This window comes from Paenibacillus sp. IITD108 (genome assembly GCF_036541265.1).
GTDB lineage: Bacteria > Bacillota > Bacilli > Paenibacillales > Paenibacillaceae > Pristimantibacillus.
Genome location: NZ_JAZHCT010000088.1, coordinates 1 through 874, shown reverse-complemented (window position 1 = coordinate 874; position 874 = coordinate 1). Strand labels below are relative to the sequence as shown.

Annotated in this window: 1 protein-coding gene; it reads left to right on the top strand. The window is 50.7% G+C overall.

All coding sequences use genetic code 11. The features are described 5' to 3' along the window. On the top strand, positions 1-874 hold an 874-nt coding region (locus V1L65_RS28625; RefSeq protein ID WP_331702762.1), incomplete at both ends, for a transposase.

Genomic DNA, 874 nt, shown 5'->3' with positions numbered 1-874 from the left:
CACGGGCCATTATTGGCACAACCTTGCAGAATGGCTGCTGGAGCAGAATCTCGAAGTGGTGTTAGTGAACCCAGTGACCACGCATCGTAACAAGGAAAACCGCGATAATAGCCCATCGAAGAACGATCCGAAAGATGCGCTTGTGATCGCTGACGTGGTCAGTCGCGGCTACTACACCGACTATGCACCGCAAGCGCCTGTATTTGAGCGAATTAAAGTTGTCATGAGCTCGCGCGAATATTGGTCTAAGCAATCCATCAGTCTAGGCAACCGCATTGTGCGTTGGATTGATCTGTACTTCCCAGAGTTTCGAAGCATTTTTACCGAATGGGATGGTGTTCGTTCTCTGGCCACATTAAAGGCCTTTGCATTGCCTGATGATTTGCAGCAACTGGACGTGGATAGCGTACTAGAAGGTTGGCGTGAACAAGGGATGCAGCGCCCGGGTGGTTCTAGTGGTAGAGCAATAGCAGCTAAGCTTCTAGCAGTTGCGGCATGTAGTATAGGAAAGTCGGGCACCAGTGATGCCGCGCGTCAAGACATCCTGCGACTGCTACAATTTTATGAAGAGACGCAACGCGTACTGAGCGAGATGCAACTAGAGGTTGAAGCCCTCTTGGAGCAAGTCCCTTTCATTGAACAACTCCGTAGTGTGCACGGTCTAGGCACGATTACGCTGGCCTGTCTGCTGGGTTGTGCCGGCGATCTACGATATTACGCACATGGCAAGCAACTGCTGCGCCGAGCTGGTCTTAATCTGGCAGAGCGAACGTCAGGGAAACACAAGGGACAAGTTAAACTTTCCAAGCGAGGTGACAGTATGCTGCGCAAATACTTGTACCTGGCCATGTTAAATCTGGTCAAACAAAATGAG